Here is a 21,692-nt window from a genome sequence, read left to right on the forward strand (position 1 = left end):
GGGGGGGGGGGAGGCGTTGAGTTTATTTTGTTTGGCGAGGGAGACGGTGCCGAGGATCGAGACGAGGATCGAGGTCAGCAGGAAAAAGAGGCGCATGAACTGGCTTTGATCGTTCTGCGCAAGGAGTCCGTTGAATATCGTGCCGCCGGTGGAGATGAGGGGTTCGTTGTAGTTGGCGACGAAGAGGCCGAGGATGGCGAACTGGCCGAGGATCGAGAGCGCGGGGATGGTCGCTGTTTTCTTCGGTAGTATGATTTCAACTACAAGAAGGAGGAGAGCGAGGAGACCGAGCGCGACTTCGGGAGCGATGGACAACCAGATGTTGTCTTCGGCGGCGCTCTGGAGGGCGAGTGTGATGTCAGTGACGGCGGGCATCGGTGAAAATTAGGAGAATTAGGAATTGAGGGATTGTGAATTATGGGGGGCGGGGGCGGAAGCGGGCGGGACGCCCGCGTCACTTTGTGGTAGGGGCTTCGCTTGCGAAGCCCGCGATTGCGTTTCGGGCTGCATTTGGGCCTGCGATTGCGCTTCTGGTATTTGGTAAATCTGTCCGGCTGGCGCGGGCGTCGCAAGCGACGCCCCTACAGCGGGCGGGACGCCCGCGCCTCGGAGTGGTGCGTCGTTGTAAAGCGTAGAGACAGCGGCGTTGAGGTGGGTACTGATGAGCTTGGGCCAGAGGCCGATGGCGAAGAGCGCGACGATGAGGATGAGCGCAGGGATTTTTTCGCAGCAGCAGAGGTCGCGTGGCGGCGTGGTGGTGGTGACTTTGGCGAAGGCTTCGGTCTGGGGTCCGAAGAAGACGCGGGCCACGGCGCGGAGTCCGTAAATGGCAGAGAGGATGATACCGCTGACGGCGAGTGCGGTGTAGAGTTTGGAGAATTGCCAGGCGGCGACGAAGATCGTGAGTTCGCCCCAGAAGTTGGCGAGTCCGGGGAGTCCGATGCTGGCCATCGTCGCCACAACAAAGAAGGCGGCGAGGACGGGGGCGTGTTTTACGAGTCCGCCCATTTCGCGCATGTCGAAGGTTTGGGTGCGGTGGTAAACGCTGGTCGTGAGGAGGAACAGGAGGGCGGCGGAAAAGCCGTGCGCGACCATCATCATGACGACGCCGCCAACGCCCATCGCCGAGTAAGCGGCGAGGCCGAGGAAGGCGTAGCCCATGTGCATGACGGAGCTGTAACCGACCATTTGCTTGAGGTCGGTTTGCGCGATGGTGATGAAGCCGACGACGAGGATGTTGCCAACGACGGCGAGGAGCGCGAGCCATTGGACCCAGTGCGCGGCTCCGGCGGGGAGGAGGGGGCAGGCGATTTGGATGAGGCCGTAGAGTCCGAATTTTTTCAGGACGCCGGCGTGCAGCATGGCGGCGGAGCTGGGGGCGGCGCCGTAGCCGAGCGGTGCCCAGGTGTGTAGTGGCCAGAGCGATACGAGGATGCCGAAGCCGAAGAGGAGAAGGCCGTAGATGACGTTTTGCGAGGCGGCAGTGAGCGGGTTTGTTCCCGAACCGGCGTTGAGGAGGACGTTGCGGAGGGTGATGATGTCGAAGCTTTGCGCGCCGCTTTTGTAGTAAAGGGCAATGAGGCCGATCAGGGAGAGCATCGCGCCGAGGGTGAGGTAAATGGTCATTTTCATGGCCGCGTAGTTGCGGTCACGTCCGCCCCAGATGCCGACCATGATGAAGGTCGGGATGAGCGCGAGTTCGTGGAAGAAATAGAAAAAGAAGACGTCCACGCTGCTGAACACGCCCATGAGTCCGCCGTGCATGACGAGGAGGAGCGAGAGGTAGAGGGGGAGTCGTTCGGCTTTGCTCTGCATGGCGTAGAGTCCGGCGGCAAGGCCGACGATGGAGGCCATGAGATAGAGGGGGAGCGAGATACCGTTGAGGCCGAGTTTGAGCGTGATGCCGAGTCGGACGAGACCGGTGTCAAAGGTGCTCAGGAAGCGGTAGCCGTGGTGGGTTTGGGCAAGCGGGAATTTCCATGCGACGAGCGCGGCGAGGAGGACGGGGGCGAGGAACCCCACGGCGGCAAGGAGTCGGGCGGGGCGCGCGGGCAGGCGAAAGGCCGTGATGAGGATGGCCGCCAGAATTGGCAGCAGGATCGAGAGCAGGAGTGGATCGAACGGGAAGATTGGCGATGGCATTCTGAAAAGAGCTAAAAGTGGTGTGGAGGGAGGATGGCTTTTTAGAGGAGTCCACCGGCCAGCGCCCAGAAGAGGGCGGCGCCGATGAGGAACCAGTAAACGTAGGCGTGAAGGCTGCCGGTGTGGAGGGCGCGGGCGGCAAGGCCAAAGAGTCCGGTGATGCCTGCGGCTCCACGGATGATGAGGCCGGAGAGGAGAAGCATTTCGGCTCCGTTGAGAAGGAGGGCGAAACGTTGCTGGATTTTTGCGACGTAGTAGTCGTAGGCGGCGTCAAAGGAGGCTTTGAGCGCGGCAAGGAGCGTGAAGAGCGGAGGGGATTTTTTTTCCAGAGTGTCGGTCGCGGCGTTTTTGTAGAACACGAGCGCGGTGCCTGCGCCAACGAGCAGGATCGTAATGCTCATGATGAGGACGCTGCTGCCGTGTGCGTGGGGGATTTGCGACCAGACGCCGTTAAAGTGAGAGCCGTAAAGGAGGTTGCCGAGTTTGCCAGTGGTCCAGCCGCCAACGATGGACAACGCGGCGAGAACGATGAGCGGGATCGTCATGGAGAGACCGCTTTCGTGCGCGTGTTCGGAGGCGTGCGTGCGCGGGGTGCCGAGGAAGACGAGTTTCCACATGCGGGCCATGTAAAACGCGGTGAGCACGGCGGTCGCCACGAGGATCACGAAGACGGGTTGGCTCTTGGCTTGGGCGAGGTGGAGAATGGCGTCCTTGGAATAAAAACCGGAGATGAAGGGGAGTCCGCCGATGGCGAGAACGCCGATGGTAAATGTGATAAACGTCACGGGCATCTTCTTGGCGAGGCCGCCCATTTTGAAGATGTCCTGTTCGTGGTGGCAGCCGTGAATGACGGAGCCGGAGCCGAGGAACATGAGGGCTTTGAAGAAGGCGTGCGTGGTGAGGTGGAACATCGCGGCGCCAACTCCGGCGAGGAGCAGGGTTTGCTCGGCGGGAGCTTCGGGTTGGGCGAGGCGGCCTAGTCCGAAGGCGGCGACCATGTAGCCGAGTTGCGAGAGCGTGGAGTAAGCGAGGACTTTTTTGATGTCGCGTTGCGTGACGGCGCAGAGGGCGGCGTAGAGGGCGGTGGCGGTGCCTACCCACATGACAATGGTGAGGGCGTCGGGCGCGGCGGCAAAGAGGGGTTCGATGCGGCAGAGCATGTAGATACCGGCGGCGACCATCGTGGCGGCGTGGATAAGGGCGGAGACGGGCGTGGGGCCTTCCATGGCGTCGGGGAGCCAGACGTGGAGGGGCATTTGCGCGGATTTGCCGACGGCACCGCAGAAGAGGAGGAGGGGGATGCAGGTGGCAACGGCCACGCCGCCGTTGGCGAGGATGGCGAGTTGGGAGAGGTTGACGGTGCCGAAAATCGCGTAGCAGGCGATGATGCCGAGGAGGAATCCGAAGTCGCCAACGCGGTTGGCAATGAAGGCTTTTTTGGCGGCGTCGGCGGCGCTGGTTTTATCGCAAAAGTGGTTGATGAGGAGCCAGGAGCTGAAACCGACGAGTTCCCAGAAAATGAAAATCATGAACAGATTGTCCGCGAGGACGATGCCGATCATGGAGAACATGAAAATGGAGAGTCCGCCGAAGTAACGGGCCTTGGCGGAGTCGTCGCTCATGTAGCCGAGCGAAAAGACGTGAACGCAGAGGCCGACGATGCCGACAACGGAGAGCATGAGGGCGGCAAGGTCGTCGAATTTGAAACCCAGCGAGAGCGAGAATCCGCCGAGTCGGAGCCATTCGATGGAGGCTTCGGGTCCGGTGATGCGTGTGCCGCCAAAGGCGAGGGCGAGCGCGCCAGCGGCGATGGCCGCGGCGGTGAGGGTGGACACGAGGGCGGCGATGTTGCCCAGGCGACGGAGAAAGAGTGCGATGAGCGCCGCCGAGGCCAGCGGAAGCAGGAGGACGAGGAGCGCGAGTTGGATGGGCGAGGTGCCGTTGGAAAGTGGCATGGCGGCGGACAGGCTAGTTTTTCAGAGAGTTGAGCTTGGTGACGTCGATGGTGCGGCGTTGGCGGAAGAGGGCGACGATGATGGCAAGGCCAACAGCGACTTCGGCGGCGGCAACCGTGAGGATGAAGAACACAAAAACGTTGCCGCTCATGGTGCCGTTGTAACGCGAGAAGGCGACGAGGGCGACGGTCGCGGCCACGAGCATCAGCTCAAGGCACATGTAAATCACGAGCGTGTTTTTGCGAACGAGCACACCGAGGAATCCAACCGCAAAGAGGGCGGCGCTCAGGTAGAGATATTCGTTGAGTCCGATGGTCATTTGTTGGCCTCCGAAGCGGTTCCGGTGACGGATTCACCGGCGTTTTTTTTGCTGATAACGATCACGCCGAGCATGGCGATGAGGAGAAGGAATCCGACGATCTGCACGGGAAGCAGATAGGTCGTGAAGAGTTCGCGTCCGTAGGTTTTGAGGCTGGCGCCGACGGAGGCGGCAGGAGCGATGGTGTCGAAGCTGCCGTGTGCGTAGATTGAATACAGCGCGGCGAGAAGGAGGACGGCGGAGATGAGTCCGGCGACGAGCGTGGTTTTGCTAAAACGCTTCCCCCCCCCCCCCCCTGCGGCGTCGGTAAGCATGACGATGAAGAGGAACAGGGCAACGACCGCGCCCGCGTAAACGAAGATGAGCAGCACGGCCAGGAGGAAGGCTTCGAGGAGAACGAAGATGCCGGCCAGACTGACGAGGACGCCGAGCAGGCAGAGGGCCGAGGTGACGGTGTTTTTGTTAAACACCACACCGAGTCCGCAGGCGAGGGCGAGCGTGGAGAAAACGTAAAAGAAGAGAGACGACATCGGGAATTGTGGAATGCGGATTGCGGAGTTCGGTTTGCGAAATGGCCGGAGGGAAGAGTGTTGGTTGTAGCGGCGCGCGCGGGGGGGGGGGGGGGGGGGGAGGTTTAGTGGTGTCCGTTGTGGGCGGCGGCTTCTTCGGCGGCTTTTTTCTTGTCCCACTTGTAGTGTTCGTCGGGGAGGGTGCCGCCCATTTCGTAGAGTTTTTGTTTGTTGTTCACGAGTTCGTCGCGGGTGAAACCGGTGACGGTGTAATGGTTTTGCAGCCAGATGGCTTCTTCGGGGCAAACTTCTTGGCAGAAGCCGCAATAAATGCAGCGGAGCATGTCGATCTTGAATTCTTGCGGGCGTTTTTCGACGTGCGCGTTGGGATCGTCGGAGGGGATTTCGCCGGGGGTGATGCGGATGGCTTTGGGCGGACAAACGAATTCGCAGAGTTGGCAGGAAACGCATTTTTCGCGTCCGTGCGGGTCGTAAACCAGAGTGGGCGCGCCGCGGTAGCCGGGAGGGATTTCGGGGCGTTGCTCGGGGTACTCCATCGTCACGGGTTTGGCGACCATGTGCTTGAGTGTGGTTTTCAATCCTCCGGCGATTTGCGGGAGATAGGTGCGCTCAAGCAGGGTGAGCGGTTTGCGTTCTACTTGGATGACGGACATGGACGGGAAAGGCTGAAATGATGGATGCGGTAAGAATGCGATTTACTTACGCTCGGTTGGTCGCGGTGCTTGTCGGTTTTGAGAGCTGAGCTTTTTGACGACATAGACGATGAGGGCAATCGGAAGACCGACGAAAAAGAGGATGATGATGAGTTCTGGAATACTGATGCCAAGGAGCGCGATGGTGTTCATGGTATTTGGGTTCTTAGCGTTTCAGCATTTCACGAGAGGAAGGCAATCACGACCGTGTAAACGACGAGGTTGGCGATGGAGAGTGGGAGCAACTTTTTCCAGCCGATGTTCATGACTTGGTCGTAGCGGAAGCGCGGGAGCGTCCAGCGCACCCACATGAAGAAGAAGATCATGAAGAGGACTTTGCCGACGAAGATGATGATACCGAGAATCGCTGTGAGGAGCGGGATGTCCACGATGTGCAGCCAGGTGGCGAGGTCGGTGAGGCTCAAGACCCACGGGAGCGGGTTCCATCCTCCGAAGAAGAGGAGCACGAAGACCGCCGAGCCGACGAGCATGTGGCAGTATTCGGCGACGTAAAAGAGCGACCATTTGTAAGCGCCGTATTCGGAGGCGAAGCTGTTCACGAGGTCGGCTTCGGATTCGATGGTGTCGAAGGGTTGGCGGTTGGTTTCGGCAAAGAGGGCAACGAGGTAAATGAAGGCCGAGAGGGGCATCAGGAAAATAAACCAGGCACCGCCCCAGAAGCCGGGTTGGGTTTGGAATTGCACGGCGCGGAAGAGGCTGAGCGAGCCTTCGAAGGCGGCGGTGTTGCCTGCGGCGACTTCACTGGCGAGGGGACCGTTGATCCAGAGGAACACGGGGAGAACGCTGAGGGTGAGCGAGAGTTCGTAGGAGATGATTTGCGCGGAGGCACGGACGCCGCCGAGGAAGGAATATTTGGAATGCGAGGCCCAGCCAGCGAGGATTTGCGAGTAAACGGCGAGCGATGAAACGGCGAACACGGCGAGGAGTCCGACATCGACGTTGGCCAGCATGACGGGGACGAGCGTGGGCGTGCCGTTGATGTTGGCGATGTAGGCGCTGAAGGGAACTATGACGACGGTGCAGAGCGCGGGGATCATCGCGACGATGGGCGCGGCGATGAAGTAGAGTTTTTCGACGAAGGCGGGGACGGGGTCTTCTTTGAAGAGGAATTTGCCGCCGTCGGCCATGAGTTGCATGACGCCGAAGCGTTTGAGGAGCGGTCCGAGGATGGGTATCCACATGAGGAGCGGGGTCGCGGTGCGGTTGGGACCGGGGCGGTCTTGTATCCATGCGGCGATTTTGCGCTCGGCCATCGAACAGGCGGCAGCCACGGGAAACATGAAGAGCATCACCGCGCCGCCTTGGATCACGAGGCGAAGGAGGAGCGGGAGTTCAAAGTAGAAATCAGAGAGAGCGGCGAACATTGCGGAAGAAGGCGGAATTATGAGTTGGAAATTAGAAATTAAAGAAACGGAATTGTGGCGGCGTGGTGTTGTGTTAGGGAGGGGGTAGCGTCAAGCGGCAGGTTTACCGTATTTTTTTCAAGCTGTTTCAGCGGTTACGAGTGCGGTGAGAGTTTCAAAAAAACGTTCGGCGTGGGGACAGCGTTTTCGAACGAGGCTAGGGTCGAGTTTGGGCAGGATTTCGGAGGCGTGCTTGATTTTGTCGTATTCGCCTTTGGTGGTGTCGCGAGTGGCTCTTTTGAGTGCGTCGTAAATTTGTGGTTTGGGTTCTTCCTCCAAATTCTGGCGTTTGGGGAGGGCTTTGGTTTGGAAGTTTTGTCCGTAGTATTTTTTGAGGGTTTCAGGGTCGGCGACGATCCAAGTTTCCATGCACTGGGTCATGAGATGGACGTGTGTAATGTCGATTTCAGACATCGGCCAAGCGTCGTCCTTGCGTTGTTCGAGGTGTTGTCTGGGGTCGGGCGTGGTTACTGGGTCTTCGGAGTCAACAAGGAGAATGTTGATGGAGGTTGGGTAATTGTGACGGGCTCTTTGAAAGGCTTCCCATGTTTTGGGACGTGCTCCGCAAGAGACTACAGTCCAGTGATAGCGTTGATTTTGGAGATATGGGAGCTTCTTGAGGAAGCAGTCCATACCTTGACGGAGCTTGGCCTGGCGGGCGACAGTATCTCCGCCGCCTTCAATATAAATGCGAAGGGAACGTTTTTGTCGCATCAGAGATTTCCTCCGATTTCTCCAATGCGCCAGATTTCACCGAGACGGTATTTTTCGAGCCAGAATTTGAGTTTTGTTGAGTCCAGTCTGTTGAGGGTCGTGCCTTCGCCAGCCATGTGTTCGCAGACCAGAATGGATTCGGGTTGATCGGAAAATTCCGAGACGAGTGCGTCGGAGTGGGTCGTCACGATGAGTTGGGTTTTTTCAGATGCTTCTTTGAGGAGATCAGCGAGGATCGGGAGGGCATCGGGGTGGAGCCCGAGTTCGGGTTCTTCGATGCAAACAAGTGGATAACGGTCGGCAGAAAGCAAAATAGCTAGTATTGCAAGAAACCGGATGGTGCCGTCAGAAAGACGCGTGGCAGGAACGGGACTACTCAGACCGTCTTCAAAGAGATTTATTTGAACAGAGTTGTTTTGGATGCGGGTAGTGAGGTGGCTGAAACGGGGGAGAAAACGACGGCAGTATTCGTTGATGCGTGGCCAGATGCCGGAGCGATGTTCGAGATCGTTGAGGACAAGCCCGAGATTGGCGAGGCTGGGCAGAAGAATGTCGGCAGGAGAATCAGCAGGCTGGGGCCGACGAAGTGTGGAGGAACGTCCGAACTGCCACTCCCGAAAAATCTGAATATTGGCAAAAATTTCACTGGTTGCGGTGATCTCGGGATATACTTCCGGATCCTTGCGCTGGGAGAGAATAGACTGATTGGCTTTTACTTCATCACGTTTGAGGCTGCGCTTAAAGGATAGAGGAAACTGAACTTTGTCTGTAGGGGAAGACGTGCGGGGCTGATTCTGTTTCTTATGCTGAGGAGGGTTGAGTTCGCGGACGTTAATGGTTGGATGACCATTTTGATAACGATAATAAAAGAATACATCCTTACGGCGAGGATCACGTCGGGCAGCATCTTCCAGAACTTCATCCGTAAGTTCAAAGGATTGCTGCACGGGCGCGAAGGCGATGCGGTAATGGAGTGCGGCAGTGATTTTTGAGATTGAACAATGTAAGGCGATTGAGGCTGCAGATGGGGACGCGGCTGCAGAGGGCAGGGATCCTTTCCATAACCATTCTTGCGCACCGCCACCTTCTCGAATCGGAACAGTAAGATCGTTGGAAGAAGCACGAAGAAGATCAAATGCTTCAATGAGATTGGATTTTCCCGAGCCGTTTGGACCGATGATAATATTGAGGCTTCGCAGCGGAATCGGCGGTGCGTCAGGGCCGAAGGAGAGAAAATTGGTGAGGTGTATCTGCTGAAATATTGGCGTTTTGTCGGGTAGGCAAGGGGGCCGGGTGGAGGTGGTTTCGTTGTCGTTGCCGTCGAGGTTGGTTTGGATGGTGCCGGTGTCGTCAGCGGGTTTGGAGCTGAATTCGTCGATGAGGGCTTCGGCGTTGATGTGGTCAATGGTGCTGGAGACGCTTTTCACGTCGAAGTTGCGCTCCTTCAGCAAGGCGAGCAAGGCCTTGCTTTCCATGCTGATTCTTTGGGCTAGTTCGTGAATACGGATGCTCATTCTACCTTATGGGAGTCAGATGTTACGTGGACTGGCGTGTGAAGGTGGCGGCGGGGGCGTAGTGGAGTGTTGCGCCTTCGGGGAAGGTGAGCGCGGTCCAAGGTGTGGCGTTGAGGAGGCGGCCTTCGTCGGGGATGGTGGCGTGGGTGATGCCAGCGAGCGCAGGCGTGGTCGCAGCAAGCGATTCCCAAATGGCGGCGAGCGTTGGAGCCGACAGGATGCCGGCGGTCCCAGGCTGAGTGGCAACGGATGCGGGCGGGACGCCCGCGCCACTTTGGTTGATGGCAGCGAGGAGTTTGGTAAGGACGAGGAGGTCGTCGTGCGCACCTGCAAGGGCGGGGATGGCTTTGGCGAATTTTTGCAGGCGGAATTGTTGGTTGATGTAGCTGCCTGTTTTTTCGAAGGCGGTGAGCGTGGGGAGGATGAGTTTCGCAGCGGCGCTTGTAGTGTTGGCGTGGGTACCGAGGTAAATGATCGTGACTTTGGCGAGTTGCGCGGCGGTGAGGCCGGGGGCGAGTTCGGGAGCAGTGAGGTCTTCGCCGAGGACGAGGAGGGTTTTGGTTTTGCCGGAGTCGATGTCGGCAGCGAGTCGCGCAAGGGAGGGGGGGGGGGGGGCGTCAATGAGGCCGGTAACGAGTGCGCCACGGGTGTTGGGTGCGCGGTCGGCGGAGATGAGGAGTCCGTCGCTTTCGCCGAGGTGCGCGGGGATGTGTCGCGCGTTGGCGGGGATATTGAGGGCGTCGGCGAGTTTTTTGGCGAGGTGTTGTTCTTCGAGCGTGGCTCGGGTGCTGGCGACGAGGGCAAGGGTGTCGCCGGAAGCGGGCGGGACGCCCGCGCCACGTCGGAGGAGAGTGGCAGCTTGGGCGATCAGGTCGTCGAGCGGGGCAGGGGAGGTAAGGCGGTTGGCGGCGGCGACTTGTTTGTAGAGGAGGCGTCCGCTGTCGGGCATCCAGGTGTCGTTGACGGCGTCGTTGCGGCGGGGGGTGATGCGATAAATGACGCCTTCGCGGGACCAGATGGTTGTATTGGCTCCGACACTACTTTCGGTGTCAATGCTGTTGGTCTGTTTGAGGAACCAGACGCGCATTTTGAAGCGGAAGTCGGTCGAGGTGAGCGCGCCGACGGGACAGATGTCCACCGTGTTGAGCGAGTAGTTGTTGGCGAGTTCGCGTCCGGGGTAGCAGGTGAGTGTGGAGTGGCTGCCGCGGTTAACGAAGCCGAGGACGTCGTCCTTGGCGATTTCCTTGCTGAAGCGAACGCAGCGCGAACAGAGGATGCAGCGTTCGTCGTCGAGCGTGACGCGGGGGCCGAGTTGGGTGCGCTTGGGTTTGACGTTTTTCTCTTCGATGAAGCGCGAGTAGCCGCGTCCGTAGCCGGTGGCTTGTTCTTGGAGTTTGCATTCGCCGGCTTGGTCGCAGATGGGGCAGTCGAGGGGGTGGTTGATGAGGAGAAATTCCATGACGCCTTCGCGGGCGTCGCGCACCATTTGCGTTGTAGTGCGAATGTGGAGACCGGGGGTGGCGTTGGTGCCGCAGCCGATCTGGGGGCGGGGCATCCAGTTGATTTTTTGTTTGCCGGTGGCGGGGTCAATGATGGGGGTTTTGGTCGCGGGATCGACGGCGGGGAGGCCCATTTCAATGAGGCACATGCGGCAGTTGCCAACGATGGTGAGTTTGGGGTGGTAGCAGTAGTGGGGTACGTCCACGCCGACGAGTCGGGCGGCTTCAATGATGTTGGTGCCGCGCGGGACTGAGACTTCGCGCCCGTCTATGTTGACGGTGATGAGGTCGGGGGGGGGGGGGGGGGGAGGGGCTGACACGGTGGCGGCGGTGACGGGCTGGCTGCTCATTGAAAAGGTGGCGTGATGTGCGGGAGGGCGGGAGGTGGTGTTTCGACTGGAATCGATTTAAGTCGATGTAAGGCGATTTAAGTCGAGTGGTGGTGGATGGTTTTTAGACGAGTGGGAGGGCGTCGGCGGGACGTGTTTTTTTCGTTTCGTAGTAGTTGGCGAATTCGTCGCCGAATTTTTGGAGGAAGCTCTGCGTGGGCCAGGAACAGGCTTCGCCCATGGCGCAGATGGTGCGTCCGGGGATTTGGTCGGCAACGCCTTTGAGGAGCGCGGCGTCCTCGGCGCGGGCTGTGCCGTGAACCATGCGGGCGGTGATCTTTTTCATCCAGAGCGAGCCTTCGCGGCAGGGTGTGCATTGGCCGCAGGATTCGTGCGAGTAGAAGGCGTTAATGTTGGCGAGGGCTTCGACCATGTTGACGGAGTCGTCCATGACGATCACGCCGCCGGAGCCGCCCATTGATCCGCAGGCGGCGAGGGTGTCGAAGTCCATGGGGATGTCTTCAACGGTCAGCGTGCGAGTGGAGCCGTCTTTGTTCTTGAGGGTGAAGGTTTCGCCAAAGCGGAAGACTTTGGCCGAGGAGCCGCCGGGGATGACGGCCTTGAATTTGCGTCCGGGAAGGGGGCCGCCGCACACGTCGTTGAGGAGTTGGCCCATCGTGATTTTGCCGGCTTCGAATTCGTAGTAGCCGGGGCGTTGCACGTGGCCGGAGACGCAGAAGATGCGGGTGCCGGTGTTGTTGGGCGTGCCGATCTTGGCGTAGTTATCGCCGCCGATGTCGATGGCGTGCTTAACGTGGCAGAGCGTCTCGACGTTGTTGACGATGGTGGGGCATTGGTAGAGGCCGAGGACGGCAGGGAAGTAGGGGGGCTTGATGCGGGGGTTGGCGCGTTTGCCTTCGAGGGATTCGATGAGGCCGGTTTCCTCGCCGCAGATGTAGGCGCCAGCGCCACGGTGGACGTAGATTTCGCAACTGTAACCGGTGCCGAGGATGTTGGGTCCGACGAAGTTTTTGGCGCGGGCTTCGGCGATGGCGCGTTCGAGGATGCGCGCGCCTTCGGGCATCTCGCCACGGATGTAGATGTAGGCTTGTTTTACGTCGTTGGCGAAACAGGAGATGATCGTGCCTTCGATGAGTTGGTGCGGGTCTTGATGGATGATGTAGCGGTCCTTGAAGGTGCCGGGCTCGGATTCGTCGGCATTGACGATGAGGTAAATGGGTTTGCCGCTTTTGCGGTCAACGAGTCCCCATTTGACGCCGCAGGGGAAGCCCGCGCCACCACGTCCGCGAATGCCGGATTTTTTCACTTCGTCGCGCAGGTCTTCGGGTTTGCGGGCAACGGCGCGCTTGAGGATTTCGTAGCCGCCGTTGCGAAGGTAGCAGTCGATGTCGTTGGAGTAAGCTGCCTCGTCGATGTGCTTGAAAATGATGCGGCGTTGCTGCGGCGCGGGAGAATTGGCGGGAGGATTGGCGGGAGCGTTGGCGGGAGCGGACATGGCGTCAGTTTTTGCGGGCAGCAGCTTGTTGTTTGATGAGCGCGGCGAGTTCGCGGGCGCGTGCGGGGGTGACGTTTTCGTGGAGGGTTTCGTCAATCATGACGACGGGCGCGGTGCCGCAGGAGGCAAGGCATTCGACAAACTCAACAGTCACTTCGCCGTCGGGGCTGACTTCGTTGAGGTGGGTGTCGAATTCTTTTTGCATGGTTTCGCACACTTTGTATCCGCCCATGAGCGCACAGGAGAGGGTGCGGCAGACTTTGATGTGGCGGCGCCCGATGGGTTTTCTGCGGAACATCGGATAAAAGGTGACGACTTCGAGGACGTGGATGCGTTCGATGCCCAGTTTGTCGGCGATCCACTCCATGGCTTCGTCGGAGATGTAACCGGCGTCTTCTTGGATGAGGTGCAGGAGCGGCAGCGTGGCACTGCGTTTCACCGGGTAGTGCGTAATGACTTCGTCAATACGCTGGAGAGTTTCTGGCTTCAGATTCATCGAAACGGGAAAGTGGTTTTGTTTACCGGTCGGCTTCGCCCATGACGAAGTCGAAGGAGCCGAGGATGGCGGTGAGGTCGGTGAAGAGGCAGCCAACACCTACCTTGGGCATGATCGAGAGGGTGCAGAATGAGGGACTGCGGATTTTCATGCGCCACGGCACTCCGCCTCCTTTGCTCACGATATAAAAACCGAGCGCGCCTTTCGGGTTTTCGGCTTCGAAATAGACTTCGCCGGGAGGCATCTGCGGTCCCTCGGTCACGAGCATGAAGTTGTTGATGAGCTCTTCCATCGAGGTGAGCACTTTGTCTTTGCGCGGGGCGTAGATGCGGCGGGCGTCCTCGGCATACCATGCGCCACCAGGGAAGTTTTTGATGGCCTGTTTCACGATGCGCACGGACTGGCGCATTTCTTCGCCGCGACAAAGATAGCGGTCGTAACTGTCGCCCTTGGTGCCGACGGGCACGTCGAATTCGTAGTTTTCGTAGCCGCAGTAGGGTTTGTCTTTGCGGATGTCGAAGGGGACGCCGGAGCCGCGGAGGTTGGGGCCGGTGAGTCCGTAGGAGAGCGCGTCTTCGCGGCTGATGACGCCAACGCCTTCGGTGCGGTCGATAAAGATGCGGTTGCGGGTCAATAGGCCGAGCATTTCTTCGAGCAAGGGCAGAAATTGGTCGCAAAAGGCATCGACGCGTTGTATCCAGCCTTCCGGTACGTCGCGCGCAAGGCCGCCGATGCGCGTGTAACTGGTCGTGAAGCGGGCGCCAGTGAGTTCTTCGAAGAGTTTGTAGAGTTTTTCGCGTTCGTTGAACTGATACATGAACGCCGTCCACGAGCCGGTATCCATCGCGAAGGAACCGAAGCCGAGGAGGTGGGAGGAGATGCGGGCGAGTTCCGCCACGATGACGCGGATGGCTTGGCAACGCGCGGGGACTTCGAGGCCAGCGAGGCGTTCAACGGCGATGGCGTAGGCAACGTTGTTGGCGAGCGGGGCGAGGTAATCCAATCGGTCCGTGTAGGGAACGAATTGGTTGTAGGTCATGTTTTCAGCGATTTTTTCGTCGCCGCGGTGGAGGTAGCCAATGACGGGGTCGCACTTGGTGACGATTTCGCCGTCGAGTTCGAGTTGGAGCCGGAGCACGCCGTGGGTCGAGGGATGCGAGGGGCCCATCGAGATCGACATTTTTTCATCGTCGGAGGCGGCGATGGTCTGGAAGAGCGGGTCCCCGGCGGCATGGGCGGTCGTCCGGGCGGCGGCATCGGGGAAGGTGTATTCGGTGGACATTACGGGAAAGACTGAAGGCTAAAGGGCTGAAGGCTTTGGTTGCTGTTCGTTCCAACTCTCGTCCTTGGCGCGGGGTTCGGCTTCGGTGAGGTTGATTTCGCCGGGCGAGGCAACAAAGGGTCCGCCAGCCATGGGCGCAGGAATGACTGGGGTGCCGGTGACGGCGGCGATTTCGAGATCGGGGAGCGTTGTTTCGACGCCCGCGAGCGGGAAGTCTTTGCGCAGGGGGTGTCCGGGGTAGCCTTCCCACATGAGGATGCGGCGGAGGTCGGGGTGCTCGCTAAAGGTGATGCCGAGCAGGTCGTAGGTTTCGCGTTCGTGCCAGTTGGCGGCGGCCCAGAGTTGGCTGACGGTAGGGGCAACGGGTTCGGTGTCGCTGGCGCAGTCGGCGGCAACGCGGATGTAGGTTGCCTTGGTCGTGGAAAGGACGTGCCAGACGGTGGTGAAGCGCGGGGTGGCGTCGGTGCCGTTGTCGATGCCGGTTACGTCGATGAGCAGGTCGCAGGCAAATTCGTCGCGCAGGGTTTTTAAGGTGCCAACGGCTTCGGTGATCGGGACGTTGATGGCCGGATGGTCGGCGCTCGGACGCGGTTTGGCGTGAGGGAAACGGGCTTGGAGAGCGGCGAGGATGTCGGCGGACATTTTTTTGAAATACGAAATGTAGAGAGTGCGGGAGGGGGGGGGGGGGAAGGGAGTTAGCCGTTGAGCCCGATGGAATCGGGCTTGCTGGAGAGCAGGCGACGAGTGGCGGGTGTGCGTTTGATTTTTTCCTGCATTTTGACGAGGGCGTCCAAGACGGCTTCAGGGCGCGGGGGGCAACCGCTGATATAGACGTCAACGGGGATGATGCGGTCCACGCCTTGGAGTGTGGCGTAACTGCGATACATGCCGCCGGAAGAGGCGCAGGCTCCCATGGCAATCACCCACTTGGGCTCGGCCATTTGGTCGTAAATGCGGCGGACGTGGCTGGCCATTTTGTAGGTGACGGTACCGGCGACGATCATGCAGTCGCATTGACGCGGGGAAAAGCGCATGACTTCGGCGCCGAAGCGCGAGATGTCGAAGCGCGCCCCGCCGACGCCCATGAGTTCGATGCCGCAACAGGCGAGGCCCATCGGCATGGGCCAGATGGAGTTGGAGCGGATCCAGTTGATGACGGCGTCGGCGGTCGAGATGACGACGTTGCCCTCAATTTTGCTGTCGCAGGCGAAATCTTTGTTGGCTGTTACCATGGTCAGGGCCGCTGTTGGCGGCTTGGTCGTGTAGTCGTTGAACGGGAGACCGTGTCAGTGGCGCGCGGGGGAGCGCAAGTTACTTTTGAGGCCCTCCCCCCCTCTGAAAAGAACCCTGGATGGAACAAATAAGGAAAAGCATTTTAGCCATTGACGGACTTGTGGAGGTTCTTCTTTGTCTCGCGCCTTCGCCCGTCGGCGGGATGCACGCGAGTGCCCTCGTCGGCCAAGCAACCTGGAGAGGTGGCAGAGTGGTCGAATGCGCGCGCTTGGAAAGCGCGTGTAGGTGAAAGCCTACCGGGGGTTCGAATCCCTCCCTCTCCGCCAGCTTACAACGTATTGGATAGTACGTGACTTACATGATCCGATCTGGTTTGAAATCAGAACCGAATGAATCTGCTCGTAAAGACAGACCGGCCATTGTCCATAACGAATTGGACTCAGACGTGCATGTCCCTTCACGGCCCTCCAAAAGGCAAAAGATCCAGCCATGGGGCATGGCTAAACGGGCTTTATAACCTATAATACAAGAACAGATTGTGCGGTTAAGGCATGGATTCTAGAGTCCATGCCGCCCGCTTGGACTCGCGACCAGTCGGGCCATTACAATACCTTGCATGTGCCGTTCGGCGGCGGCCCGCATGGGACGGGCACCGAGGGTCTTGTGGTGACCTTCGCGCAAGAGGCGTTCGAAGTCTTCGAGGCCGACCCCGACAGTGTGCCCGAGGTCGCGCAGGCGCGTTTGTTCGATTGCGACCATGTGCTCGCAAATCTCGCGCTGCACCGCGTAGGGCAGACGGTTGAAAACGAGTTTTTCCGTCATGCGCCCGACTAGTTCGGGCCGTAGTTGCTGGCCGACGCGGGCGAGCACGGTGCGCTCGATGGAGGCGAATGGAGCCGACTGCATCCGCATGGCCTCGGCCGCACCGAAGTTGCTGGTGAAAACGACGTAGTAACCAGAAAGGTTTTTCCGTTCGCCGGTCGCCAAGGTGATCGCGGCGTCATCCAAAATTTGAAGGAAGAGGTCGAGGACGAGTGGGTGCGCCTTCTCCACTTCATCGAAGAGCAGCGTGCCCCGGTCGGCGCGGGCGAGCGCGTGACCGAGCAGGCCGTCATCGTCGGGATGCGGGACACCACGGCACGCGGCGCTCGCGAGTAAAACGGGGCGCGTGCGACACGAATTTCAGCGCCAAACCGAAGTAAAAGGAGCCTCATCGCCGACTCCTCTCAGCGCGTTTTCGCGCCGATTCACCACGCTAGCAAGAGAGCAGCCAGCGGCATCGGGTGGCCGAAGAACTACCAGAGGCACATGACCTCGTCCTCAAGCCAAGGCCGCGGCTTCGCGTCTGGTTAAACTCGAACCACTGAATGAGTCACGAACTCGAATACAAAGCAGAGCAAACCATGACAACATTAGACAAGAATCTGGGGGTGGACGTATCCAAGCGACAGCTCGACTACTCGTTGGGCAAAGGGAACGAAGAAGGCCGGGAGGCGAACCCAAACCAATCCGCAAACATGGCAAAACCAGCAGGCAATGAGAGAGGCTGGACTCTATCTGAAAAGTATCATTTCATGTCTAAAAATGGAAATTTAAGGTGGATTTTCCGAAATGACATGAACGAGAATAGCATTTCGTGTTGAAAAAACACCCTTCAAGGGCACCTTTTCAACACAATATGTCAAAAAAGAGCCACATTCGTTTTGCCACCTACTTGGAAAAACTCCTGGCCTCGGGCAAGGTAGCTTTTTCGCGTGCCGACGCGGAAAAGGAATTGGGAATCCCTCGCCACTCGGTTCTCAAAAGTACCCGCCGGTTGGAAAAACAGGGGAAGCTCTATTCTCCCCGCAACGGTTACTACGTTCTTGTTCCTCCCCAATTTTTCTCTTGGGGGGCGCCGCCGCCTACCTGGTTTATCGACGATCTTATGCGGTTTGAAGGCCATCCCTACTACGTCGGGCTGCTAAAGGCCGCGGAAATTCACGAAGCCGCTCATCAGGCTGTCATGGAATTCCAAGTCATTACGAGCGCCCGGCTTCCCGGACTGAGGGCAGGGCGTTCCACGGTCTCTTTTCATTTCCGCCGCGATATTGAAGATGTTGCCGTCGGCATCGGGGAATGCAAAACTGAGGCTGGCACGATGCGTGTTTCATCCCCGGAACTCACCGCCTTTGATCTTGTGCGCTACTCCCATGCCACTGGCGGTCTCGATCATGTTCTTACCGTTCTCATTGAATTGGGCGCAAAGATCGACGGCGGTAAACTCGCGATTCTGTGTCCCAAATTTGAAACATCGGTTCGTCAGCGTCTCGGCTACCTTCTCGCTCGTGGCGGTCATGCCCACGCCGCCGAAGTGATCCGGGCGAGCTTGGCCAACGATCCCGGGTTTCGCCGGGTTGAACTTGATCCCTCAAAAAAAGCGTTGGCTGATCCGGACCTTTCCTTTGAACCAGTGAAACGGGATTCCCGTTGGCGACTCATCGTCCGTCACGCACCGGAAGCCGATCAACAATGATTCCTTACCTGAATATTATTGCGTGGGGACAGGTGGTACCCTGGGGCACCCAGCGGCAGGTCGAGCAAGACCTGATTATCTGTCGCGCTCTCGTGGCTCTTTTTTCGGACACCTTTCTCCAGAAGGAGCTTCGCTTTCGCGGCGGTACTGCGCTCAACAAGCTGCACTTTCCCGCCCCCTTGCGCTACTCGGAAGATATTGACCTGGTGCGCACGACAAGCGGACCGATCAAGCCTGTCATTGACCGCATCCGCGACGTGCTCGAACCTTGGCTCGGCAAACCGGGTTACGATAGCAGTCCCGTCGCACCGAAACTGCGTTTCCGGGTTCCTGCCGAGGACGGCTCCGGCACGATCCGCCTCAAAATCGAAATCAACACTTGGGAAATTGAGGCATTCGATCCACCCGCGCAGATTCCGTTTCGGATCGGGAATCCGTGGTTCACGGGGGAGGCGTCCATCACAACGTTTTCCCGCGAGGAACTCATGGCCACCAAACTGCGGGCGCTTCTCCAGCGGGACAAAGGCCGCGATCTTTATGATCTCGGCCACGCCCTTGAGGTTTTCCACGGCCTCAATCTCGACCGCATGGTGGAGTGCCTCGGCCTTTATCTGGCGAAAGGCAAACTCGACATTTCACGCGCAGAGGCTGAACGCCGGATGTTCGCAAAGTATGCCAATCCGACGTTCCTCACGGACATGCGGCCATTGCTTGCGGCCAATGAAGCGCAGAACCTTGATGAAACCGCGACGAAACGAATCTTTGAAAGGGTCTTCACCGAGGTCATTACTCGTATTCCCGGCAAGCCTTGGGCCCGGAGCGACGAGATGAAGCGAACGTTGGGAGTTCTGCTGTAAGTTGATAACTTGTTTATCCTTGACTTTTCATAGTCAAGTCATCAATGATATTTTGATTAATTTGTCAGGCTCTGTGTCAACTTCGGCGGTGTTCTCGCATATCGGTAACCGTCCACATGGATGCCACGGAAGTGATTCAAGCCATACCGGCCACGCGGATGACCATCCGAACCTTATCAGCAACCAGCAAAATTCCAATCCCATGCGTCCCCTTGAACGAAACCGAAAGCATGAGAGCGGCCCATGTGACACGTATGGACATAAACAACTCGATTGGCTGTGCCAGTTACCGCTGTTTCAGGGGAGTCTTCATCGTGCCGGACATGATCCACCTGCTTCGCTAGCTTGATTTTTGAAGTATCAGCTTGCCTTACTTTCTTGCTCAAAAACCATTTGCTCCGCCATCAATTCATTACAGAACAATGAATTAGTACGTCCGACGTAACCGAGCGAAATGATTGAAACGGTTCGAAAATCGGCCCGAAACGGGTCAAAATCGGTAACTCATGCCCTTCCAATTCAATTTGTTCCTGCTGCTCAAAGCGCAACGCGCCTCGTCTCATGGAACTCGCTATCCAAACACGCGACGCTTCGTCTCGTGCGGCGGTTGGGAATCGCTGCTCCGTCGCAAGCGTCCGCGTAATATCAGTTAAATGAGGCGGTTTACTTTCCGTTCGGCGCCGAGGATGAGGTGGGGTTCATGGGTTTTTGGGCGGGTTCGGCTGGGTGTTCGTCGGCGATGCGGAAATAGAAACCGTGGAGCATCTTGGAACGTTTGACGCCGTCCTTGGTCTCGGTGAGTTCGTCGCGTCCACGCTGGCTGCCGCCCATCAGGAGCCAGCCGCGGGTGAGGCGGAGTTGGGAGCTGGCTTCGGAAAAATGGCGCGTCAGGTGCATGGAACCGCCGCGCTTGTCTTCAACAAAACCTTCCAGCAAGGCGTAGGAGATCATCAGGCGCACGTCGAAGGCGGGAATTTTAGCATCGGCCTTGGTGGTTGCGGCGGCGGGAGTGCTGTCGGGAAGCGGGAGGGCGTAGGCGTAGAAGCGCATGCCCACCGGTTGCGGGTTCGTCACGCGCACGCCCGCCGGGGTGCGGTCGATCATGGTGAGTTGCTCCACGCCACCAGCGAGGCCGGGACGCAGGCGCACGTGGAACCGGGCGGCGGCGGCCAGGATTTCGGGGGTGGGCTCGGCGGGGAATTCCTTGAGTTGCTCCGTGGCGGGCAGGCGCACGACCAGCGCCTCCACGGCAAACTCGGGGCCGCCCCACTTGGCACCGTCGGGCGTCACCTGCCGGGTGAATTCTTCCAGCGATTGGGCGGCGGCAGGGAGGAGGGTGAAGTCGGGAGTGGCCGGGACGGTCGGGGCGGCGGCGAAGATGGGCGTGGCGGTCAACGCAAGGAGACTTGGGAGGAGGAGTAGTGGCGTGCAGCGTGATTTCTTCATGGAGGAGGAAGATTGGGGAGGTGAGATGGCGGCTGGCAAGTGTGGCGGTGGCGGGCGAAACGGAGGACGGGGGGGGGGGGGGAAGCGCGGGCGAGACGCCTGCGTCACTCAAGCCGAGTTGGGGATCGGCCATGGTAGGGGCTTTGCTTGCGAAGCCCGCGAATGCAGGACGTGGCCTCGAATGGCGTGCGCGGGCGTCGCAAGCGACGCCCCTACAGCGGGCGGGACGCCCGCGCCACATTCAATCCACGTGATTCCGCAGTGGCGCGGGGATGGGAAATCGGCATGGTTCGGCGGCGCATGATGACTCCCACCCAATTCAACCGGATTCAGCTCAACCGGCTCCGGCGGCTTCTTTGTTCGCTTCAGGATTCCACACGTGAAGCGTTGATTGCGGCGCGGAGGCGGCAGCGTTCCGCGCTCGGTTTTTCCAAGGTCGCCGCCGTCACCGAGGCCGACACGATTTATGCCATCGATCGCGTGTCGGAGGCGGCGATTACGGATTGGTTTGAACAACACTGGCCGGCGAAGGAGTGGCCGGTGCAGGTCGTCATGGAGGGCATCGAGGACGACACGCCGCTGACATTTCCCAAAGGCACGCCGGTGACGCGCACGGTCCTCAAGGTGATCCTTGATCCGATCGACGGCACGCGCGGCATCATGTACGACAAACGCAGCGCGTGGGCGCTCGCGGGAGCGGCTCCGCAACGCGGTGCGCGCACGCGGGTGGACGATATTTTCGTGGCGGCGATGTCGGAATTGCCAACGAGCAAGCATGCGGTGGCCGACCAGTTTAGCGCGGTGCGCGGCGGCGGGCTCGTGGCGGAGCGGATCGACCTCGCCAACGGGAAACGCAAACGCTGGACGCCACGCCCTTCGCAGGCGCGCGACTTCGATCACGGGTTTGCGTCGTTCGCCAAGTTTTTTCCCGAAGGCAAGGTGTGGCTCGCGGCGTTGGAGGAGGCGTTGTGGAAGGAACTGGGCGTCTTCGGGCGCAACGGCGGGCAGCTTGTATTCGACGACCAATACATCTCCACGGGAGGGCAACTCTGCGAGTTGATCGTGGGGCATGACCGGATGATCGCGGACATTCGTCCGCTGGCGTTTGAGCGGCTGGGGCTGGTCGGCGCGCTGGCGTGTCATCCGTATGATATTTGCACGGCGCTGCTGTTGCGCGAGGCGGGTGGCGTGGTCGAAAACCCGCTCGACAGCGGGGGGGGGGGGGGGGG

Annotated in this window: 22 protein-coding genes, 1 tRNA gene and 1 pseudogene; 6 read left to right on the plus strand and 18 right to left on the minus strand. The window is 59.3% G+C overall.

Features of this window, described 5'->3' with window-relative positions; translation table 11 throughout:
• From OBACDRAFT_RS14590 to nuoB, 16 genes and pseudogenes are all read right to left on the minus strand, one after another.
• A pseudogene (locus OBACDRAFT_RS14590) lies at positions 1-375 on the minus strand (hypothetical protein); the annotation flags it as partial.
• An 18-nt stretch (positions 376-393) separates the two neighbouring features.
• Positions 394-2,142, minus strand: coding sequence for a complex I subunit 4 family protein (locus OBACDRAFT_RS14595; protein ID WP_232767169.1), 1,749 nt, complete (start codon positions 2,140-2,142; stop codon positions 394-396).
• A 41-nt stretch (positions 2,143-2,183) separates the two neighbouring features.
• A complete protein-coding gene (nuoL, locus tag OBACDRAFT_RS14600; RefSeq protein ID WP_043586791.1) occupies positions 2,184-4,097 on the minus strand; it encodes an NADH-quinone oxidoreductase subunit L in 1,914 nt (637 codons plus the stop codon).
• A gap of 13 nt (positions 4,098-4,110) precedes the next feature.
• On the minus strand, positions 4,111-4,416 hold the full coding sequence (gene nuoK, locus OBACDRAFT_RS14605) for an NADH-quinone oxidoreductase subunit NuoK (RefSeq protein WP_043586793.1): 306 nt from the start codon (positions 4,414-4,416) through the stop codon (positions 4,111-4,113).
• Complete coding sequence (locus OBACDRAFT_RS14610; RefSeq protein ID WP_043586794.1) at positions 4,413-4,946, minus strand: NADH-quinone oxidoreductase subunit J family protein; 534 nt, start codon at positions 4,944-4,946, stop codon at positions 4,413-4,415. The genes nuoK and OBACDRAFT_RS14610 overlap by 4 nt, the downstream gene beginning before the upstream one ends.
• A gap of 104 nt (positions 4,947-5,050) precedes the next feature.
• A complete protein-coding gene (locus tag OBACDRAFT_RS14615; RefSeq protein ID WP_043586796.1) occupies positions 5,051-5,599 on the minus strand; it encodes a NuoI/complex I 23 kDa subunit family protein in 549 nt (182 codons plus the stop codon).
• 42 nt (positions 5,600-5,641) lie between these two features.
• Entirely contained in the window at positions 5,642-5,791 is a 150-nt protein-coding gene (locus OBACDRAFT_RS28330; RefSeq protein WP_157837097.1) for a hypothetical protein, read from the minus strand.
• A gap of 29 nt (positions 5,792-5,820) precedes the next feature.
• Positions 5,821-7,023, minus strand: a complete 1,203-nt coding sequence (locus OBACDRAFT_RS14620; protein WP_043586798.1) for a complex I subunit 1/NuoH family protein — start codon at positions 7,021-7,023, stop codon at positions 5,821-5,823.
• 117 nt (positions 7,024-7,140) lie between these two features.
• Positions 7,141-7,776 carry a DUF4276 family protein gene (locus OBACDRAFT_RS14625; protein WP_043586799.1) on the minus strand — a complete coding sequence of 212 codons (636 nt, stop codon included), beginning with the start codon at positions 7,774-7,776 and terminating at the stop codon, positions 7,141-7,143.
• A complete protein-coding gene (locus tag OBACDRAFT_RS14630; RefSeq protein WP_198529912.1) occupies positions 7,776-9,290 on the minus strand; it encodes a translation initiation factor IF-2 N-terminal domain-containing protein in 1,515 nt (504 codons plus the stop codon). Before OBACDRAFT_RS14630 ends, OBACDRAFT_RS14625 begins: the two co-directional genes overlap by 1 nt.
• Positions 9,291-9,312: 22 nt before the next feature.
• Positions 9,313-11,139: an NADH-quinone oxidoreductase subunit G gene (locus tag OBACDRAFT_RS14635; RefSeq protein WP_052362053.1), complete on the minus strand. Its 1,827-nt coding sequence runs from the start codon at positions 11,137-11,139 to the stop codon at positions 9,313-9,315.
• 103 nt (positions 11,140-11,242) lie between these two features.
• Entirely contained in the window at positions 11,243-12,634 is a 1,392-nt protein-coding gene (gene nuoF / locus OBACDRAFT_RS14640; protein WP_052362054.1) for an NADH-quinone oxidoreductase subunit NuoF, read from the minus strand.
• Positions 12,635-12,638: 4 nt separating this feature from the next.
• Entirely contained in the window at positions 12,639-13,130 is a 492-nt protein-coding gene (locus OBACDRAFT_RS14645) for an NADH-quinone oxidoreductase subunit NuoE family protein (RefSeq protein ID WP_043586801.1), read from the minus strand.
• Between the two features lie 22 nt (positions 13,131-13,152).
• Positions 13,153-14,412: an NADH dehydrogenase (quinone) subunit D gene (gene nuoD, locus OBACDRAFT_RS14650; protein ID WP_043586802.1), complete on the minus strand. Its 1,260-nt coding sequence runs from the start codon at positions 14,410-14,412 to the stop codon at positions 13,153-13,155.
• Between the two features lie 18 nt (positions 14,413-14,430).
• Entirely contained in the window at positions 14,431-15,054 is a 624-nt protein-coding gene (locus OBACDRAFT_RS14655; RefSeq protein ID WP_043586804.1) for an NADH-quinone oxidoreductase subunit C, read from the minus strand.
• Between the two features lie 53 nt (positions 15,055-15,107).
• Positions 15,108-15,644 (minus strand): NADH-quinone oxidoreductase subunit NuoB, encoded by a 537-nt coding sequence (gene nuoB, locus OBACDRAFT_RS14660; RefSeq protein WP_043586806.1) that lies wholly within the window; start codon positions 15,642-15,644, stop codon positions 15,108-15,110.
• A gap of 237 nt (positions 15,645-15,881) precedes the next feature.
• Here nuoB and OBACDRAFT_RS14665 point away from each other — a divergent pair.
• Positions 15,882-15,971 (plus strand) — tRNA-Ser (locus OBACDRAFT_RS14665).
• 232 nt (positions 15,972-16,203) lie between these two features.
• Here the strand turns inward: OBACDRAFT_RS14665 and OBACDRAFT_RS14670 are convergent.
• A complete protein-coding gene (locus OBACDRAFT_RS14670) occupies positions 16,204-16,713 on the minus strand; it encodes an AAA family ATPase (protein WP_332835125.1) in 510 nt (169 codons plus the stop codon).
• On the opposite strand from OBACDRAFT_RS14670, the gene OBACDRAFT_RS28950 reads away from it, so the two are divergent.
• The 4 genes from OBACDRAFT_RS28950 to OBACDRAFT_RS14680 all read left to right on the plus strand — a co-directional run bounded on the left by OBACDRAFT_RS28950 (position 16,657) and on the right by OBACDRAFT_RS14680 (position 19,017).
• Entirely contained in the window at positions 16,657-16,803 is a 147-nt protein-coding gene (locus OBACDRAFT_RS28950) for a hypothetical protein (protein WP_198529913.1), read from the plus strand. The two genes, OBACDRAFT_RS14670 and OBACDRAFT_RS28950, sit on opposite strands and share 57 nt — an antisense overlap.
• Positions 16,804-17,012: 209 nt before the next feature.
• Complete coding sequence (locus OBACDRAFT_RS28335) at positions 17,013-17,288, plus strand: hypothetical protein (protein ID WP_157837098.1); 276 nt, start codon at positions 17,013-17,015, stop codon at positions 17,286-17,288.
• Positions 17,289-17,323: 35 nt separating this feature from the next.
• The gene (locus OBACDRAFT_RS14675) at positions 17,324-18,160 is read left to right on the plus strand and encodes a type IV toxin-antitoxin system AbiEi family antitoxin domain-containing protein (protein WP_052362056.1); all 837 of its coding nucleotides are present in this window, start codon (positions 17,324-17,326) and stop codon (positions 18,158-18,160) included.
• The gene (locus OBACDRAFT_RS14680) at positions 18,157-19,017 is read left to right on the plus strand and encodes a nucleotidyl transferase AbiEii/AbiGii toxin family protein (protein ID WP_043586807.1); all 861 of its coding nucleotides are present in this window, start codon (positions 18,157-18,159) and stop codon (positions 19,015-19,017) included. The genes OBACDRAFT_RS14675 and OBACDRAFT_RS14680 overlap by 4 nt, the downstream gene beginning before the upstream one ends.
• Positions 19,018-19,680: 663 nt before the next feature.
• Here the strand turns inward: OBACDRAFT_RS14680 and OBACDRAFT_RS14690 are convergent.
• The gene (locus tag OBACDRAFT_RS14690; RefSeq protein WP_052362057.1) at positions 19,681-20,463 is read right to left on the minus strand and encodes a hypothetical protein; all 783 of its coding nucleotides are present in this window, start codon (positions 20,461-20,463) and stop codon (positions 19,681-19,683) included.
• Positions 20,464-20,610: 147 nt separating this feature from the next.
• Here OBACDRAFT_RS14690 and OBACDRAFT_RS14695 point away from each other — a divergent pair.
• On the plus strand, positions 20,611-21,692 hold a 1,082-nt coding region (locus tag OBACDRAFT_RS14695; protein ID WP_232767172.1), incomplete at its 3' end, for a hypothetical protein.

Origin of the sequence: Geminisphaera colitermitum TAV2 (assembly GCF_000171235.2) — a bacterium.
Lineage (GTDB): Bacteria > Verrucomicrobiota > Verrucomicrobiia > Opitutales > Opitutaceae > Geminisphaera > Geminisphaera colitermitum.

Excerpts from the sequence above, each read along its gene's own strand:
- OBACDRAFT_RS14595 (WP_232767169.1), bottom strand. The coding sequence starts at position 2,142 with ATGCCATCGCCAATCTTCCCGTTCGATCCACTCCTGCTCTCGATCCTG.
- nuoL (WP_043586791.1), bottom strand. The coding sequence starts at position 4,097 with ATGCCACTTTCCAACGGCACCTCGCCCATCCAACTCGCGCTCCTCGTC.
- nuoK (WP_043586793.1), bottom strand. The coding sequence starts at position 4,416 with ATGACCATCGGACTCAACGAATATCTCTACCTGAGCGCCGCCCTCTTT.
- OBACDRAFT_RS14610 (WP_043586794.1), bottom strand. The coding sequence starts at position 4,946 with ATGTCGTCTCTCTTCTTTTACGTTTTCTCCACGCTCGCCCTCGCCTGC.
- OBACDRAFT_RS14615 (WP_043586796.1), bottom strand. The coding sequence starts at position 5,599 with ATGTCCGTCATCCAAGTAGAACGCAAACCGCTCACCCTGCTTGAGCGC.
- OBACDRAFT_RS28330 (WP_157837097.1), bottom strand. The coding sequence starts at position 5,791 with ATGAACACCATCGCGCTCCTTGGCATCAGTATTCCAGAACTCATCATC.
- OBACDRAFT_RS14620 (WP_043586798.1), bottom strand. The coding sequence starts at position 7,023 with ATGTTCGCCGCTCTCTCTGATTTCTACTTTGAACTCCCGCTCCTCCTT.
- OBACDRAFT_RS14625 (WP_043586799.1), bottom strand. The coding sequence starts at position 7,776 with ATGCGACAAAAACGTTCCCTTCGCATTTATATTGAAGGCGGCGGAGAT.
- OBACDRAFT_RS14630 (WP_198529912.1), bottom strand. The coding sequence starts at position 9,290 with ATGAGCATCCGTATTCACGAACTAGCCCAAAGAATCAGCATGGAAAGC.
- OBACDRAFT_RS14635 (WP_052362053.1), bottom strand. The coding sequence starts at position 11,139 with ATGAGCAGCCAGCCCGTCACCGCCGCCACCGTGTCAGCCCCTCCCCCC.
- nuoF (WP_052362054.1), bottom strand. The coding sequence starts at position 12,634 with ATGTCCGCTCCCGCCAACGCTCCCGCCAATCCTCCCGCCAATTCTCCC.
- OBACDRAFT_RS14645 (WP_043586801.1), bottom strand. The coding sequence starts at position 13,130 with ATGAATCTGAAGCCAGAAACTCTCCAGCGTATTGACGAAGTCATTACG.
- nuoD (WP_043586802.1), bottom strand. The coding sequence starts at position 14,412 with ATGTCCACCGAATACACCTTCCCCGATGCCGCCGCCCGGACGACCGCC.
- OBACDRAFT_RS14655 (WP_043586804.1), bottom strand. The coding sequence starts at position 15,054 with ATGTCCGCCGACATCCTCGCCGCTCTCCAAGCCCGTTTCCCTCACGCC.
- nuoB (WP_043586806.1), bottom strand. The coding sequence starts at position 15,644 with ATGGTAACAGCCAACAAAGATTTCGCCTGCGACAGCAAAATTGAGGGC.
- OBACDRAFT_RS28335 (WP_157837098.1), top strand. The coding sequence starts at position 17,013 with ATGAGTCACGAACTCGAATACAAAGCAGAGCAAACCATGACAACATTA.
- OBACDRAFT_RS14675 (WP_052362056.1), top strand. The coding sequence starts at position 17,324 with ATGTCAAAAAAGAGCCACATTCGTTTTGCCACCTACTTGGAAAAACTC.
- OBACDRAFT_RS14680 (WP_043586807.1), top strand. The coding sequence starts at position 18,157 with ATGATTCCTTACCTGAATATTATTGCGTGGGGACAGGTGGTACCCTGG.
- OBACDRAFT_RS14690 (WP_052362057.1), bottom strand. The coding sequence starts at position 20,463 with ATGAAGAAATCACGCTGCACGCCACTACTCCTCCTCCCAAGTCTCCTT.